The 15,535-nt window shown below is 68.9% G+C and carries 10 protein-coding genes and 1 tRNA gene; 9 read left to right on the top strand and 2 right to left on the bottom strand.

The features are described 5' to 3' along the window. The first annotated feature begins 247 nt into the window (after nucleotides 1–247). Nucleotides 248–745 (top strand): DUF456 domain-containing protein, encoded by a 498-nt coding sequence (locus ACQ1RG_RS01210; protein ID WP_009376422.1) that lies wholly within the window; start codon nucleotides 248–250, stop codon nucleotides 743–745. Between the two features lie 435 nt (nucleotides 746–1,180). Here the strand turns inward: ACQ1RG_RS01210 and serC are convergent, their stop codons facing one another. Then, nucleotides 1,181–2,341, bottom strand: coding sequence for a phosphoserine transaminase (gene serC, locus ACQ1RG_RS01205; protein ID WP_009376421.1), 1,161 nt, complete (start codon nucleotides 2,339–2,341; stop codon nucleotides 1,181–1,183). Nucleotides 2,342–2,494: 153 nt separating this feature from the next. Here serC and pdxH point away from each other — a divergent pair, with 153 nt between their 5' ends. The 7 genes from pdxH to ACQ1RG_RS01170 all read left to right on the top strand — a co-directional run bounded on the left by pdxH (nucleotide 2,495) and on the right by ACQ1RG_RS01170 (nucleotide 10,178). Further along, nucleotides 2,495–3,166, top strand: a complete 672-nt coding sequence (gene pdxH, locus ACQ1RG_RS01200; protein WP_009376420.1) for a pyridoxamine 5'-phosphate oxidase — start codon at nucleotides 2,495–2,497, stop codon at nucleotides 3,164–3,166. A 190-nt stretch (nucleotides 3,167–3,356) separates the two neighbouring features. Then, nucleotides 3,357–4,838 (top strand): aldehyde dehydrogenase family protein, encoded by a 1,482-nt coding sequence (locus ACQ1RG_RS01195; protein ID WP_009376419.1) that lies wholly within the window; start codon nucleotides 3,357–3,359, stop codon nucleotides 4,836–4,838. A 145-nt stretch (nucleotides 4,839–4,983) separates the two neighbouring features. Beyond that, nucleotides 4,984–5,670: a metal-dependent transcriptional regulator gene (locus tag ACQ1RG_RS01190; protein WP_009376418.1), complete on the top strand. Its 687-nt coding sequence runs from the start codon at nucleotides 4,984–4,986 to the stop codon at nucleotides 5,668–5,670. 368 nt (nucleotides 5,671–6,038) lie between these two features. Further along, nucleotides 6,039–6,872 (top strand): C40 family peptidase, encoded by an 834-nt coding sequence (locus ACQ1RG_RS01185; protein WP_009376417.1) that lies wholly within the window; start codon nucleotides 6,039–6,041, stop codon nucleotides 6,870–6,872. 481 nt (nucleotides 6,873–7,353) lie between these two features. Next, the gene (locus tag ACQ1RG_RS01180) at nucleotides 7,354–7,854 is read left to right on the top strand and encodes an HNH endonuclease (RefSeq protein WP_009376416.1); all 501 of its coding nucleotides are present in this window, start codon (nucleotides 7,354–7,356) and stop codon (nucleotides 7,852–7,854) included. 178 nt (nucleotides 7,855–8,032) lie between these two features. Further along, a complete protein-coding gene (locus ACQ1RG_RS01175; RefSeq protein WP_009376415.1) occupies nucleotides 8,033–9,097 on the top strand; it encodes a universal stress protein in 1,065 nt (354 codons plus the stop codon). A gap of 4 nt (nucleotides 9,098–9,101) precedes the next feature. Further along, nucleotides 9,102–10,178, top strand: a complete 1,077-nt coding sequence (locus ACQ1RG_RS01170; RefSeq protein ID WP_009376414.1) for a permease — start codon at nucleotides 9,102–9,104, stop codon at nucleotides 10,176–10,178. Between the two features lie 44 nt (nucleotides 10,179–10,222). On the opposite strand, the gene ACQ1RG_RS01165 is transcribed toward ACQ1RG_RS01170, so the two are convergent. Further along, nucleotides 10,223–10,298 (bottom strand) — tRNA-Arg (locus tag ACQ1RG_RS01165). Nucleotides 10,299–10,405: 107 nt separating this feature from the next. Between ACQ1RG_RS01165 and ACQ1RG_RS01160 the strand changes: the two genes are divergently transcribed. Further along, nucleotides 10,406–15,535: a DUF4011 domain-containing protein gene (locus tag ACQ1RG_RS01160; protein ID WP_430600433.1), complete on the top strand. Its 5,130-nt coding sequence runs from the start codon at nucleotides 10,406–10,408 to the stop codon at nucleotides 15,533–15,535.

The raw sequence follows: 15,535 nt of genomic DNA, 5'->3' as shown, positions 1-15,535 counted from the left end.
CGGGGCGAGCGGGTGCCATGCGCGTCGGGGCAGAGAGCGGCGCCATGCCGGTCGCGGCAGTGAGCGAGTGCCATGCGGGTCGCGGCGGTGAGCGGGTGCGGTCGCATAGGATCGGAGATGAGACCGGTCCCCTGAGACCGTTCGAGTGTGTTGAGACGGTTCGATTGAGTTGAGACAGCTCCGGCGAGTCGCAACAATTCGAGTGAGTTGAGATCGTGCGGAACCACGTGAAGGGAAGGACCATCCGGTGAATGCGGAGATCGTCACCTCGGTGCTCGTCGCCCTCGGCATCCTCGTCGGCTGCATCGGCATCGTCGTGCCCGTGCTGCCCGGCTCGATCCTCATCGGCATCGGCGTTCTCATCTGGGCGTTCGTCATCGGCACTCCGACGGCGTGGATCGTCTTCGCGATCGTCGCGCTGCTCGTGATCGCCGGTATGAGCGCCTCGTTCGTCCTCACCGGCCGTCAGCTCAAGGCGATGGAGGTGCCGAATCGGTCGGTCGTCCTCGGCGGGGTGCTCGGCATCGTCGGCTTCTTCGTCATCCCCGTGCTCGGGCTGCCGATCGGCTTCGTCCTCGGGCTCTTCCTCTCCGAGCTCGGGCGTCTCCATGATGCGAAGACGGCGTGGGCGTCGAGCTGGGGGTCGATCAAGGCGATCGGCATCGGCACCGCGATCGAGTTCATCCTCGCTCTGCTCGCCGCGATCGCCTTCGGCGTCGGGGTGCTCCTCCACTTCTTCGTCTGACAGCCCGACTGCTTCTTCGTCTGACGGCCGTCCACACGAGCGCCTGAAACGCTGAGGCACGCCCACCGGAACCGCTTCGTCCCACCCGAAGCATCACGTCATACCCCTAGCGCTGAATCCTCCAGCGGGCTCCGCACGTCATACCCTCAGCGCCGAATCCGAGCGGGGCACGTGGAGGTTTTGTGGGTATGGGTGAGGGGTGAGCAAAGGCGCACGCGTGACCGCCGGATCTCACACCCGCAGAGTCGCGTCGAACCCCCAGCGCTACGTCCTGCCCTGAGCGCTGAATCCTCCAGCGGGCTCCGCACGTCATACCCTCAGCGCCGAATCCGAGCGGTGCATGGGGTGGTTCTGCGGGTAAGGGTGCGGGGCGAACGCGGTGCTGCCTCGCCGGCTGGCCGTGCACCCAGCCGCTCGCCGTGAGAGCACCACGGCTCAGGCGAGGGCGTCGATGACGAAGTCGAGGCAGCGCAGGAGCGCTTTGACGTCGGCCGGGTCGACGGAGACGAAGGTCGCGATCCGCAGCTGGTTGCGTCCGAGCTTCCGATAGGGTTCGACGTCGACGATGCCGTTGGCACGCAGCACCGAGGCCACGCGAGCGGCATCGACCGAATCGTCGAAGTCGACGGTGGCGACGACGGACGAGCGATCCGCGGGGTCGGCGACAAACGGGCGGGCCACCTCGGCGGCATCGGCCCAGTCGTAGACGAATCCTGAGGTCTCACGGGTGCGTTCGCTCGCCCACGCCAGGCCGCCGTTGCCGTTGATCCACTCGATCTGCTCGGCGAGGAGGAGCAGCGTCGCCACCGCGGGGGTGTTGTACGTCTGGTCCTTGCGGGAGTTTTCGATCGCGGTGACGAGGTCGAGCGAGGCGGGGATCCACCTGCCGGAGTCCTTGATCTCCTGCGCCCGGGCGACGGCCTTCGGGGAGAGGATCGCCACCCACAGTCCGCCGTCGGAGCCCATGTTCTTCTGCGGAGCGAAGTAGTAGACGTCGGTCTCGGCGATGTCGACGGGCAGCCCGCCGGCGCCCGAGGTCGCGTCGATGACGACGAGCGCATCCTCGTCGATGCCGTCGGGACGGGCGATCGTCGTCGCTACGCCGGTCGACGTCTCGTTGTGCGGCCAGGCGTAGACATCGGCGCTGACGTCGCCGTCGCCGAGACCGGCCGCCTCAAGCGCGGCGGGGGAGGGGATCGCCGAGGTGCCCGGCTCCGCTGCGAGGATGAGCGAGCGCTCCAGGTGCGGAGCGGTGTCGGTGGCCTTCGCGAACTTCTGACCGAACTCGCCGAAGGTGCCGTGGGCCGCGCGCTCACGCACGAGACCGAAGGCGGCGACGTCCCAGAAAGTCGTCGACCCGCCGTTGCCGAGGACGACCTCGTAGCCGGCCGGGAGGTCGAAGAGCTCGGCGAGCCCGGTGCGGATGCGTCCCACGAGGCTCTTGACCGGCGGCTGCCGGTGGCTCGTGCCGAGCACAGTCGCCGCTGCCGCGTCGAGCGCCTCGATCTGGGCGGCGCGGATGCGGGCAGGGCCCGATCCGAAGCGGCCGTCGGCGGGCAGGAGTTCGTCTGGGATCGTCAGGTTCGCAGCAGTCACGCTCGCCATTCTATGGGCAGGCCCCCGCGCATTTGCCGGCCGTCTCACCATGCGTGAGAGCGCCCTGCGACGTCGCCGGGCGATGGCGGTGGTCCTCCCCTCGTCGATGCAGTGCCCCGCAGAGCCACTCACCGCGCCCCGTAGAGTGGAGGCATGAGTGAGCCTGTCGACCGTCTGGCCCAGACCAGGGCCTCGTACCTCTCGCCCACCTTCGACCGCCCGGAGGTCTCCCCCCTCGAGCTGTTCCGCACCTGGTACGACGAGGCTGCCGGCCAGGTCCGCGAACCCAATGCGATGACCGTGTCCACTCTCGACGAGTGGGGTCCGGTCGCGCGCATCGTCCTCCTCAAAGGCGTCGACGCCGGAGGCTTCGTCTTCTTCACCGACTACGACTCCGCGAAGGGCCGACAGCTGCGGACCGATCCGCGGATCGCGGCGAGCTTCCCCTGGCAGGACATGCACCGTCAGATCCGGATCCGGGGCCTCGCCGAGGAGGTCGCCCCCGCCGAATCGGATGCCTACTTCGCCGTCCGCCCCCGTGGCTCGCAGATCGCCGCGAGCGTGTCGAAGCAGTCCCAGCCGGTCAGCGGCCGGGAGCAGATGGAGGACGAGTACTCCCGCGCCGAGGCGGAGCTGGCCGGCCGTGATGTCCCGAGGCCCGATCATTGGGGCGGGTTCCGCATCCGTCCCTTCGAGATCGAGTTCTGGCAGGGACAGCCCAACCGCTTCCACGACCGGTGGGTCTTCCGACCCGCCGACGGCAGCCACGACCCTGCCGACCTCGCTGCCGCCGAGGCGTGGGACCTCGTCCGCCTCTACCCCTGACTGTCGCCTCCGCTGACCACCGGCCCGGCTGCCCTTGCGTGGGGGCACCAGCCGCCTGGCGGACCCGCCTGTCCTCGGGTCGGTCCCTCCGGTTAGAGTCGAAGGGAGAGGATCCGCAGCGGCGAGGGTCTGCTCGCACCGTCGTGAGCGCTCCGCCCGGGACCCGCCCCATCACAGCGAAGGAGCCCCGATGACCCAGCCACAGCAGAGCGCAGCCACCGCCGACAGCGGTGAGGACAACCTCGTCGACAATCTCATCGGCGGGAAGCGCCGCGGATCGGACGACCGCACGCTCAACCGCAACCCCTCCGATCCGGCCGATGTCATCGGCAGCTTCGCCCGCGCCGACGAGCAGGCGGTCCGCGACGCGATCGCCGCAGCGAACGCCGCGGCCCCCGAATGGGCCGACTTCCCCGCCCAGCAGCGCTTCGGCATCCTCGACCGGGCGGGTTCCCTCATCGCCGAGCGCGCCGACGAACTCGCCGACCTCCTCGCCCGCGAAGAGGGCAAACAGCTCGGCGAATCCCGCGGTGAGGTCCTCCGCGCCTCACAGATCTTCAAGTTCTTCGCCGGAGAGACGATCCGCAACACCGGAGAGATCATCGACTCGGTGCGTCCGGGCCTCACCGCGGAGATGACCCATGAGCCCATCGGCGTCGTCGGAATCATCACGCCGTGGAACTTCCCCATCGCGATCCCCGCGTGGAAGATCGCGCCGGCTCTCGCCTACGGCAACACCGTCGTCTTCAAGCCTGCCGAGCTCGTCCCCGGGTCCGCCGCGGCCCTCGTCGACATCCTCGTCGAGGCGGGACTGCCCGATGGTGTGATCAACCTCGTCATGGGACCCGGCCGCGTCGTCGGCGAAGTCCTCACCACCTCGGCGGACGTCGATGCCATCACCTTCACCGGATCCGTCGCGGTCGGGCGCGGAGTCATCGCCGCGGCCTCCGAGCACGGCATCCGCGTGCAGGCGGAGATGGGCGGGAAGAACCCCCTCGTCGTCCTCGGCGACGCCGACCTCGAAGCCGCCGCCGACGCCGCGATCAACGGTGCGTTCTTCTCCACCGGCCAGCGCTGCACAGCCTCATCCCGGCTCATCGTCACCGACGACGTCCACGACGAGTTCGTCGCGCTCCTCAAGGAGCGGATGGCGGCCCTCACCGTCGGCGACGCCCGCGCCGAGGGCACCGACATCGGACCCGTCGTCTCCGAGACGCAGCTCGAGCAGGACCTGCGCTACATCGGGATCGCCCGCGACGAAGGCGGCGAGGTCACCGGCGGCGACCGCGTCGAGGCTGCGACCGACGGCTACTTCCTCGCCCCGGCGCTCGTGACCGGCACGAAGCCGGCCGACACGATCAACGTCGAGGAGGTCTTCGGTCCGGTCGCCTCGGTGATCCGGGTCGCCGACTACGACGAAGCCCTCGCCGTGGCCAACGACACCGCGTTCGGCCTCTCCGCGGGCATCTACACGACCTCGCTGAAATATTCGACGCACTTCAAGCGTTACGCCCAAGCCGGCATGGTGATGGTCAACGCACCGACCGCAGGAGTCGACTACCACGTCTCGTTCGGGGGCAGGAAGGGCTCGAGCTACGGACCCCGGGAACAGGCGCGGGCGGCGCGTGAGTTCTACACCGTGCAGAAGACGGCGTACGTCAACGCGGGCTGAGACGCGCCGGTGCGGCCTGCCGGGATAGAATCGGTCAGGATCGCAGAGGCCGCGGGCTGTCGCGGCCGACGCAGGGTCGCAAGACCTCTGAAGTGTGAGAACGCCTACGTGACCTGAAGACGAAGAGTGGAGTGGCTGGTCTTAAGTGAACGACCTCGTCGATACAACCGAAATGTACCTCAAATCGATCATCGAGCTCGAAGAGCAGTCGATCGTCCCGCTGCGCGCCCGGATCGCTGAGCGCCTGGACCACTCCGGTCCGACCGTCTCCCAGACCGTGGCCCGGATGGAGCGCGACGGTCTGCTCCACGTGAGCAACGACCGCCACCTCGAACTCACCCCCGAGGGCCGCCGCATCGCCACCGAGGTGATGCGCAAGCACCGCCTGGCCGAGCGTCTGCTCGCCGACGTCGTCGGCCTCGAATGGGAGCTCGTCCACGACGAGGCCTGCCGGTGGGAGCACGTGATGAGCGAGCAGGTCGAGCGCAAGCTCGTCGCCCTGCTGCCCGACACGAGCTCCGGCCCGTACGGCAACCCGATCCCCGGCCTCGACGTCATCGGGGCGGAGGCGAACCCCGGCACCGAGGTCGTCGATCTCGCCACCGCCGTCGCCCGGGACGGAGCGACGAGCCTGACGATCGCCTGGCTGGCCGAACCCCTGCAGGTCGACATCCATCTCCTCCAGCAGTTCCAGGTCGCCGGCGTCATGCCCGGCACCGACGTCGAGATCACCCGCAACGGCGAGTACATCACCGTCCAGGTCCCCGGCGCCGAGGATGTCCTCGACCTGCCCGTCGAGACGGCCTCGCACGTCTTCGCCCACAAGCGGTGACCAGGGCCCGCGGCTGAGCGCGACGGGTTCCGTCAGCCGGGCGACGGAAGCTGTGTAACGAAACCTTGACCGAACCGGGTTCGGAGAGTCCTGACCGACTCTCCGAACCCGGTTTCGTAACAGCGAATGTTACGGAGACATGAATCTCATCCACCTCTCTCACCTGGGCGTCTATGGAAAACCGCGGGGTTTCCCCACCCCGGTTGTGACAGAAACGTGACAATTGATCACCGATTGGTTACAGTTGTTGAGGTCGTCCGCGAAAGCGGCGGCTTCGCAGCGGGAACCGCACGCCACGCCCGATGCGAAAGACACCCAAGGACCGAGAGTGGCGGTCGGAGCGATCCGATAGGTGACGAGAGGAAAACGTGGCAAGTAAGCACCATGGCCGCCGCGCCGCAGAGACCAAGGTCAAGACTCCGCTGACCGAACTGACCGAACTCCTCAACCAGAACTCCGCCGTCTTCGGACGCCGCGCGGCCGTCGTCGCCGCCAGCGGTGGACTGCTCACCGCAGCCGTCCTCCCGGCAGCCGGTCAGGCAGGAGACGACAACGTCGCTGTCTCCGCCGAGTCGAAGACCCAGGTCGCCGAGTTCGAGAACCAGGCCGCCACCGTCGTCGCCGACGGCCAGTCCAAGGACAAGAAGGACGACTCGTCGTTCAGCGTCGACGTCCAGACCGTCACCGCGAAGCCGGCCCCCAAGCCGGAGCCGAAGCCCGAGCGCTCCGCCGCCCCCTCGAACGACAACTCCTCCTCCGCGTCGTCCTCGGACTCGTCTGATTCCAAGTCGAAGTCGAAGAGCGACAAGGGTGAGTCGAAGGACTCCGGTTCGGGCGACGTCAAGATCCCCGACGGCTCGAAGGCCGAGCAGGTCCTCGCCATCGCCAAGCAGTACGTCGGCACCCCCTACGTCTCCGGCGGCACCTCGCCCAGCGGCTGGGACTGCTCCGGCTACACCTCCTTCGTCTACGCCAAGGTCGGCGTCAACCTGCCCCGCACCTCGGGTGCGCAGGGTCAGGCCGGCACCACGGTCTCCAAGTCCGAGGCCAAGCCGGGCGACCTCATCTGGAAGCCGGGACACATCGGCATCTACGCCGGCAACGGCATGATGTACGACGCCGGCAACCCCCGCGTCGACACCAGCTACCGCAGCATCGACTGGATGATCGACGGCGGCGCGAAGTTCATCCGCGTCCTCTGATCACCTCTGCAGGAGAACTCCCCGCTGCACTCGACGGTCCTCGAGTGCGGCGGGGAGTTCTTGCATTCCCGGGCGCGGTAATCGGTGGATGGAGTGGGCGGTGCGCCGCTCACGGTGGCCGGTGCGAGAGGGAGAGACTGTGACGGAGCGCTGATCTCGGGTCGCGAGGTGAACGGCCGAGGAAGTCTTCGTGTCGTGCGGGGTATGAATTCGGTCACAGCGGCAATCGGGGTTACCCTTGAGAAGATTGAGTTCCGTAAGCGATGGGAAATCCGATGGGACATAGTCGAATATTCCGGACGACCGCTCCAGGTTCTGGTGCGGAGTACATATCTGTGTCTGTGTCCGATTCCAAGGCGTTGTGCTGGTGCACGACGCCTTTTGCGTTCCCTGGGCGCGGTGCCCTCCCGGCACAGGCCACAGCGAGCGGGTCAGACACACTCCTCGGTTTCCCATCGCCGAGCAGAAGAGGGGGCGGGATATGAAGACTCTCGTGCTCAACGCCGGATACGAACCGCTGTCGGTCGTGCCGTTCACGAGAGCGGTCGTGCTCGTGCTCACGGGCAAGGCCACAGTGCTGGCAGCGGAGGACGCGCCGGTGAGATCGCAGCACGTGAGCCTCGACCAGCCTTCGGTCATCCTCCTCACCCGCTACGTCAGACCCCCGCGTGACCGCAGGGTGTCCCTGTCCCGGCGCGGCGTCCTGCGCCGTGACAACCACCGCTGCGCGTACTGCACCCGGCCCGCGAGCACCGTCGACCACGTCGTCCCCCGCTCCCGCGGCGGCGGCAACACGTGGGAGAACCTCGTGGCGTGCTGCCGTGACTGCAACAACCGCAAAGGCGACCGCACCCTGTCCGAGATCGGCTGGAAGCTCGGGTTCCGCCCTCAGGAGCCTCGGCTGGGACAGTTCTGGATGCGCGGGATCGACAAGCCCGTCGAGCAGTGGCGGCCCTTCCTTGAGATGAACCACGCCGCCTGAGGCCTGCAGCGACTCGGCACGGTGGCCGCGGCGCTCGGGCCTGTAAGCGTCTCACCGGTGAGAACGCTGTCCGCAGTGTGGCCGGAATCGGATAACGATGTGACATCGGGCGTCGTTCGCACGGCTTTGTGATCTAGGGTGGACTCAGAGAAATTCGCTGCGACATGAGGAGCGTGCGATGTCAGAGCAGGACCGCAGTCACGATGCCGCGTCGTCGCCTGCCGGTGAGCCCGAAGCGGTGGTCGTCGGCATCGACGGGTCACCCCCGAGCAGGAATGCGCTCCACTGGGCCATCCAGGAAGCGCGTTCGCTGGGCATGCCGATCCGACTCGTCGGGGCGTACACCATTCCCAGCGTCGCCGCTGCCGCGATCGACGTCTCCTATGTCCCCATCGACGACTCCGCGATCCGCGCCTCGGTGACGACGATCCTCAAGGAGGCCGCCGCCGAGGTCAAGGCCGCCGGTGTGCCTGTCGAGGCCGTCATCGAGGTCGGCGATGCCGCCGGCGTCCTCATCGAGGAGTCGAAGACGTCGTGCCTCGCCGTCGTCGGCTCCCGCGGTCGCGGCGGCTTCGCCGGACGCCTCCTCGGCACCGTCTCGAGCGCCCTGCCCGCCCACTCGGCCTGCCCGACGGTCGTCGTCCCGGCGTCGTGGCAGGCGGAGACGGAGAAACCCGCCCACCCCACGTCCTCGCGGCCGATCCGGCAGGACGGCTTCGAGGTCGAGCAGACCGATCCCGACGCCGAGGCGATCGAAGGCCTGCGCTTCGACGGCAAGGTCGTCGTCGGAGTCGACTCCCTCGGCGCCGAGTCCCCGGCGCTGTGGAAGGCGGCACGGCTCGCGGTGCGCCGCGGCTCGCCGCTGCACATCGTCGCAGTCATCACGACGACGGTGATCGGCCCCGAATGGCTGCCGAGCACCGCTGATCTCGAACGCCTCATCAACGAGGGCGCGGACAAGCTCGTCGTCGCCAAACAGCGGGTGCAGACCGAGTTCCCCGACCTCGACGTCACGTGGACGCTCTTCGACGGCCAGCCCGCCGAGGTGCTCGTGCGCGCCTCGGACACCGCTGAGGTCCTCGTCATCGGGTCCCGGGGCCGCGGCGGCTTCGCCGGACTCCTCCTCGGCTCGACCTCGCAGTCCGTCCTGCCGTACTCGCAGTGCCCGACGATGGTCGTCCGCGTCTCCCGCGACCCCGACAAGCGCCGTGAGGACGGAGAGATCCCCGAACCGGGACTCTGAATCGGTGGCATCGACGACACAGCGGGCGCCGGCTCGGGCTCCGCGGACACGACGCCTGGGCCCGAGCGACTGGGTCGGACTCGGCATCCTCATCCTCCTCCTCGGCGTCGGCCTCACCTGGTCGAAATGGCTGCCCTACTGGGACAAGACGCAGACGCTGACGGAGACGTCGATCTGGGACGGGGCACCGCTCTTCGCCGTCGCCGGGGATACGATGTCGCTGTCCGGGGCATGGGACTTCACGCTCGCGTACGTCCTCGCGGTGTGGAAGGCGCTTCTCGTCGCCCTCCTCGTCGCCGCTGCCGTCGACGCGCTCGTGCCGCGCGACTGGCTGCTGCGGGTGATGAACCGGCGACATCTGGCCACGCAGTCCCTCGTCGGGGCGACCCTGTCGCTGCCGTCGATGATGTGCACGTGCTGTGCGGCACCTGTCGCCGCCGGCCTTCGCGGCAGCGGGGTCACCCGCAGCGCGGCTCTGGCGTACTGGGTCGGCAACCCGATGCTCAACCCGGCGGTGCTCATCTTCCTTGCACTCGTTCTGCCGTGGCAGTACCTCGGCACCCGCATCGTCGTCGGCCTGCTCATCACCGTCGGGGCGAGTGCGCTCATCGGGGCATGGCTCTCAGGGCGCGTCACGGACGCTCCCGCACCGGAACCGGACGGACCGGTGCGACTCGGGGATCTGCCTCGGCGCTACCTCAGGTCGCTGTCACGGTTCGCGCTCATCCTCGTCCCCGAGCACCTCGCACTCGTCTTCGTCATCGGACTCGTCAGTCCTTGGCTGACCGGCCTCTACGGCCTCGACGCGCAGCTCGGGGCGCTGGCGATCGTCGTCGCAGCCTGCGTGGGTGCCCTCCTCGTCATCCCGACCGGGGGAGAGATCCCCATCATCGTCACGCTCCTCGCCGCCGGTGTCGGAGCAGGCACGACCGGTGCTCTGCTCATCGCCCTGCCCGCGCTGTCGATCCCCTCGATGGTCATGGTCGGCAAAGCGATGGGCTGGAAGGCGACCGCGGCGATGGGGATCGCAGTGGTCATCGGATCGGTGCTCGCCGGACTCATCGTCCTTGCGCTGACGTGAGCGTCTGCTCGAGCGGGGAGGGGTCCCGTACGGCTGTCGGATGGTGGCGCCCCCGGCGCGATTCGAACGCGCGACACCCGCTTTAGGAGAGCGGTGCTCTATCCCCTGAGCTACGGGGGCGATGTGGCTGTCGTCAACCACGATCACCCAGTGTAGCGTAGAAGAAACCTCGACGTTCCACGGTGTGCCAGCACCTGTTATGGGAAGTTTCTCGTTAGGGTCGAACTGTGCCAGATTCCGTTGTTGACGATCAGTACCCAGAGCTCGGGGGCGCGTTCGCCGAGTGGAAAGAGCAGGCCGCCCACCTCGGCGGTCGCGACACCATGCTCCATTTCCGGGACTCTCGCGATGGCAGCATCGACCTCTCAGGAGCCCACCCGTCCGGGCTCGCCCAACTGCTCGCCGGTCGCCCCACGCGCCTGTCGAGCCTGATCCGCGACCACGAGATCCTCGCCGACGCGCGTCGCCGTGCGCGCTCGATCCGGTCGAAGGCCGAGCAGCTCGACAACGAACGCGGCATCCGCACCGCCCACCTCGCGATCGGCTTCGCGTCGTGGACGGAGAAGGACTCGAAGTTCAAGTTCAACGCTCCCGTCGTCCTGCGCCACATCACCCTCGTTCCACGCGGTTCGCGAGTCGAGGACTACGAGATCGTCCTCGGCAACGAGATCACCATCAACCCGGCCCTCGTCCGGCACCTCGCCGAGGCGTACGACCTCGAGGTGCCCGTCGACGAATGGGTCGACGCCACCGGCGGCCCCCACGGCTTCGACCCGGGACCCGCCCTCGACCGTCTCCGCGACCTCGCGCAGGCCGTGCCGGGACTGCGCATCAACCACCGTTTCATCGTCTCGACGTTCGCGAACATCGCGAGCTCGTTCACCGGGGACTACCTGCCCACCCAGCATCCGATCCTCCGTGCGCTCGCCGGCGACGACGGTGTCCGCCGGCAGTTCGGCGGCGGATCGACCGCGCCCTGCCGCACGCCTCGTGCCTCAGGGGAGAAGGCTGAGAGTGCCCGCGACGGGGATGAGGCGACGCGCCGCGAATCACGCGACGGCGTGAAGCAGCCCGCTTCCGCGGAGAAGCCCACTGGCGTCGTGGAACCGACGGAGAAGTCCGGCCAGGATGAGGGCTCCGGGACGAAAGCCGATCCTCGTGAGAAGACCGGCGCTCAGACCACGACGGGCACCAAGTCCGACGCTGGCGCGAAGGATGAAGCTGGTGAGAAGACCAGCTCCGGTGAGACGACGGCACCGCCGGATGCCCGCAGGAACACCGGCACCGAGAGCGCGAGCGCTGCGACCGACGAGGACGAACTCAGCGAGCCGACGGTGCCGATCACCTCGGCAGACGATGACGCATCGGCAACCGACGGTGCCCCGGCGACGAGGACCGACTCAGCGACTGGGTCCGCCTCCGCGACCGACGGCACAGCAGCCAGCAGCTCGACGAACGTCGACGCGGCGGCCAGCAGCTCGACGAAGGTCGACGCGGCGGCCAGCGGCCCGGTCTCGGACGATGCACCGGCCGACAGCGCGGCGACTGACGGCACGGCGACTGACAGCACGGCTGCGGCAGACCGGACTCGCCCGGTCGACGGCACGACAGCGGACACGGCGCGCACAGCCGACGGTGGGACTGCCTCGGCGAAGTCGGGCACCGGGGCCGAGCGCACCGAGGATCCAGGGGTGACGCAGGCACGCGAGGCCGCTGCCGACGAGGACTTCGTCCCGGCGGCACTCAAGGAACCGGTGACGCCGCTTCCGGATCGCAAGCCGCAGGAGGAGTTCCTCGTCATCGACGTCGACGGCGACCAGCAGGCCGTCGTCGATGCCGCCGTGTCCGGACGCTCGGTCGTCGTCGACACCCCACCGGGGACCGGCGCCACCCAGGTCGCCGTCGCCGTCGCGACGACGCTTGCGCACACCGGCAAGAGCGTGCTCTTCCTCGCCCAGACCTCGGACGCGCTCGATGACTTCTCCGCCCGCCTCGCCGAGGTGGGGCTGGCCGACTTCGCCGTCGACACCCGCGATGGTTCCGAGCACATCAAACGCCAGCTCATCGATCTCATCGGATCAGCCGAACGGGCCGAACGCCCGGACCTCGCCGGGCTGCTCGGCGAGCTCAACGACCAGCGGGCGATGCTGGCCGACCACGTCTCCTCGCTCCACCGCCGACGCCAGCCGTGGGATGTCTCCGTCTACGAGACGATGCAGCACCTCGCGGAGCTCACCTCCGGCGATGACTCCCCACAGACCGGAGTGCGCTTCGGCGGCGACATCCTCGAGGCCAGCGACGACCGCCGCCGCGCCCTGCGCGGCAAGCTCGGCGAACTCGCAGCCCTCGGGGCCTTCACCCTCGACGTCGAGGACACCGTGTGGTTCGGCGCCGACCTCAAATCCGTCGACGAGGCCGAAGCCGCGCGCACCGTCGCCGAACGCCTCGGCCGCACCCTGCCCGACCTCGTCACCGCCGTCGAGCCGGTGCTCGCGAAGGCGAAGCTCAACCCCCGGCGCAACCTCGACGACTGGTCGCGGGCGATCAAGGTGCTCCTGCGTGTGCGCACCACCCTCGACAGCTTCGCCCCCGACGTCTACGACCACCGCCTCGATGACCTCATCGCGGCGACCGGCAGCTCCGAGTACCGGGCCGAGCTCGGCGTGGAGATGGGCATGCTCCAGCGCAAGCGGCTGAAGAAGTCGGCGCAGGAGTTCCTCCGGCCCGGAGCCGACGTCGCCGACCTCCACTCCGCGCTCATCGACGTCCGCTCCCAGCGCGTCATCCTCCGCGACCTCGCCGGACACGACGGGCGTCCCCAGATCCCGCGAGGCGTCCTCGAGGCCGACGAGATCCTCCAGAGCGTCGAGGCCGACGTCGCCAAGCTCTCCCCGGTCCTCGAGTCGACGCCCGACGGCGGCGACCTCGGAGCGATGCTCATCGAGGAGCTCCAGGCGAGGACCGAGGCGATGGGCGGGGATTCGGAGAACCTCGCCGACCTGCCCGAGCGGTCCCGCCTCCAGCGCGAGCTCGCCGCCGAAGGACTCTCCGACCTCATGACCGACCTGCGCCGCCGCAAGGTCGAGAACCACCTCGTCGGACCGGAGTTCGACCTCGCCTACTGGGCGTCGGTGCTCCAGTCGATGGCCGGTGAGGATCCGAAGATCGGCCGCCATGACGGCGCCGCCCTCCACGCGGTGGCCGAGGGCTTCCGCGAGAACGACCGCGCGTTCGTCGCCGCCGGTGCCGGACGACTGCGCTACAACCATGCGCACACGTGGAAGCGCGGCATCGACGCCGACCCGATCGCCGCCGGCGTCATCAAGCAGGAGCTGCTCTCACCGCACACCTCCGTCCAGCGGATGTCGACGAAGGCTCCCGACCTGCTCACGACGCTCGCGCCGGTGTGGATGGCCAGTCCGTACACGGTGCCGGAGCTGTTCGCCGCGCTTCCGCTCTTCGACGCCGTCGTCATCGCCGACGGCGGGCGGCTCTCGATCGCCGACGTCGTGCCCGGCATCACCCGTGCCCGTCAGGTCATCTCGCTCGGCGACTCCCGACTGCTCGGCCCGCGGCCGTTCTCGGTCGCCGTCGACCGGTGGGGGCCCGATGAGGGTGAGCATCCGGACTCGGTGCAGGACCGCCTCGGCGAGTTCCTCCCGCGGATGCGCCTGTCGAACTCGTACCGGCTCTCCCCGGTCGGACTCATCGACCTCGCCAACCGGCACTTCTACGATTCGACGATCTCGACGCTGCCGACCGCGCACACCGGCGAGGGGACGGGACTCGAGTTCTCCTACGTCGCCGAGGGCCGCGGGCCCACCGACATCGGCACCGGTCGGGTGGAGAGCCCTGACGCCGAGGTCAAGCGGGTCGTCGAACTCGTGCTCAAGCACGCGCGGACCCGGTCGCGGGAGTCCCTGGCCGTCGTCGCACTCACCCCGCACCACGCTCAGCGCATCGCCACGGCGATCTCGCGGGCGATGAAGGACCTGCCCTATGTCGCGGCGTTCTTCAACGATCCCGCGAAGGAGCCCTTCGTCGTCACCGACGCCGAACGCGTGCAGGGGATGTCGCGGGACGCCGTGATCTTCTCCCTCGGCTACGGCCGCACCGTCCACGGCCGGGTCATCAACGACTTCGGGCCGCTGTCGGGACCCGACGGCGACCGCATCCTCGCAGCCGTCGTCACCCGCGCCCGCAAGCGCCTCACCGTGGTCTCGAGCATCGAGTCCGAGGACTTCGACCGGGCGAAGCTCAGCGGGGGAGCACAGCTGCTGCCGCGCCTGTTCGAGGAGATCGCAGGCGGCGGCGTCCGGCAGCCGGGCCCGCACGGTGAGGTCTACGACCCGCTGTTCAACGACATCGCCGACCGTCTCCTCCAGCTCGGCGTCGTCGCCCATGAGCACTACAACGGCATCGACCTCGCGGTGGCGAACTCCGCCGAGGACGAGCACGGGATGATCATCGCCGTCTCCGGCGACGGCCCCGACTACGCGTCGATCCGCAGCCTGCGCCAGCGTGACCGCGTCGTTCCCGAGCAGCTCGAACGCCGAGGGTGGAAGTTCATGCGCGTGTGGTCGACCGACGCCTTCGTCGACCCGCAGGCCGAGACGGAGAAGATCTTCGACGCGTGGAAGTCCACCGTCGAGACGATGAGCCCGCAGGCCATCCTCAATGCCGCCCGGGCCGCCTCAGTCGTCGTCGGACGCACCGGCAGCCGTCCCAAGCTGGTGCCGGGACTGCCGATGCACAAGTACTCCGATGAGGGCCTCGACGCGATGATCGACTGGATCCAGTCCGATGCCGTCGTCCGCGGCGACGGGGAGATCAAGGAGCTGTTGCGCACCGCGCTCGCGCAGAAGAGCAGCACCCCGCGCGGGGAGACTCAGCTCCAGGCCGCCGTCGACCGGTACCGCCAGCGCCATGCGCAGGCGAAGAAGGTCACCGGCGCCGAGGTGTTCATCCCTGCCGCCGATGCGCGCGGTCCCGTCGAGGGCGAGGTCATCCCGACCTTCGACACCGATCAGATCCGCGCCGAGTCGCTGCGCGACGCCGGCCTCATCGACGATGCCGAAGGACGCGGTCAGGGCGGTTCCCCGGGAGACGGTGAGGCCGAGTCCTCGTCGGCGTCGAAGTCGGTTTCCGGCGAATCCGGTGCACGGCCGGGTTCGAGCGAGCGTGAGACGCGAACCGAGACTGCCGAGCGCCGCGCGGACGCCGGGCAGACGCGCTCGGAAGCGGACGAAACGCGCTCACGGTCGACAGAGGGCGCCGACGGGAGTCGCGCACAGACGGATGAGCGCACCGAGGGGAAGCGCTCAGAGTCGGCGGAGAACACCGACGAACAGTCCTGA

This window comes from Brevibacterium sp. K72 (assembly GCF_050562175.1).
Lineage (GTDB): Bacteria > Actinomycetota > Actinomycetes > Actinomycetales > Brevibacteriaceae > Brevibacterium > Brevibacterium casei.
This window is presented reverse-complemented; position numbering and strand designations above follow the sequence as displayed.

Bases quoted from the DNA above. Each gene is read 5' to 3' on its own strand.
- pdxH (WP_009376420.1), top strand. From the start codon at position 2,495: ATGAGTGAGCCTGTCGACCGTCTGGCCCAGACCAGGGCCTCGTACCTC.
- ACQ1RG_RS01195 (WP_009376419.1), top strand. From the start codon at position 3,357: ATGACCCAGCCACAGCAGAGCGCAGCCACCGCCGACAGCGGTGAGGAC.
- ACQ1RG_RS01180 (WP_009376416.1), top strand. From the start codon at position 7,354: ATGAAGACTCTCGTGCTCAACGCCGGATACGAACCGCTGTCGGTCGTG.
- ACQ1RG_RS01175 (WP_009376415.1), top strand. From the start codon at position 8,033: ATGTCAGAGCAGGACCGCAGTCACGATGCCGCGTCGTCGCCTGCCGGT.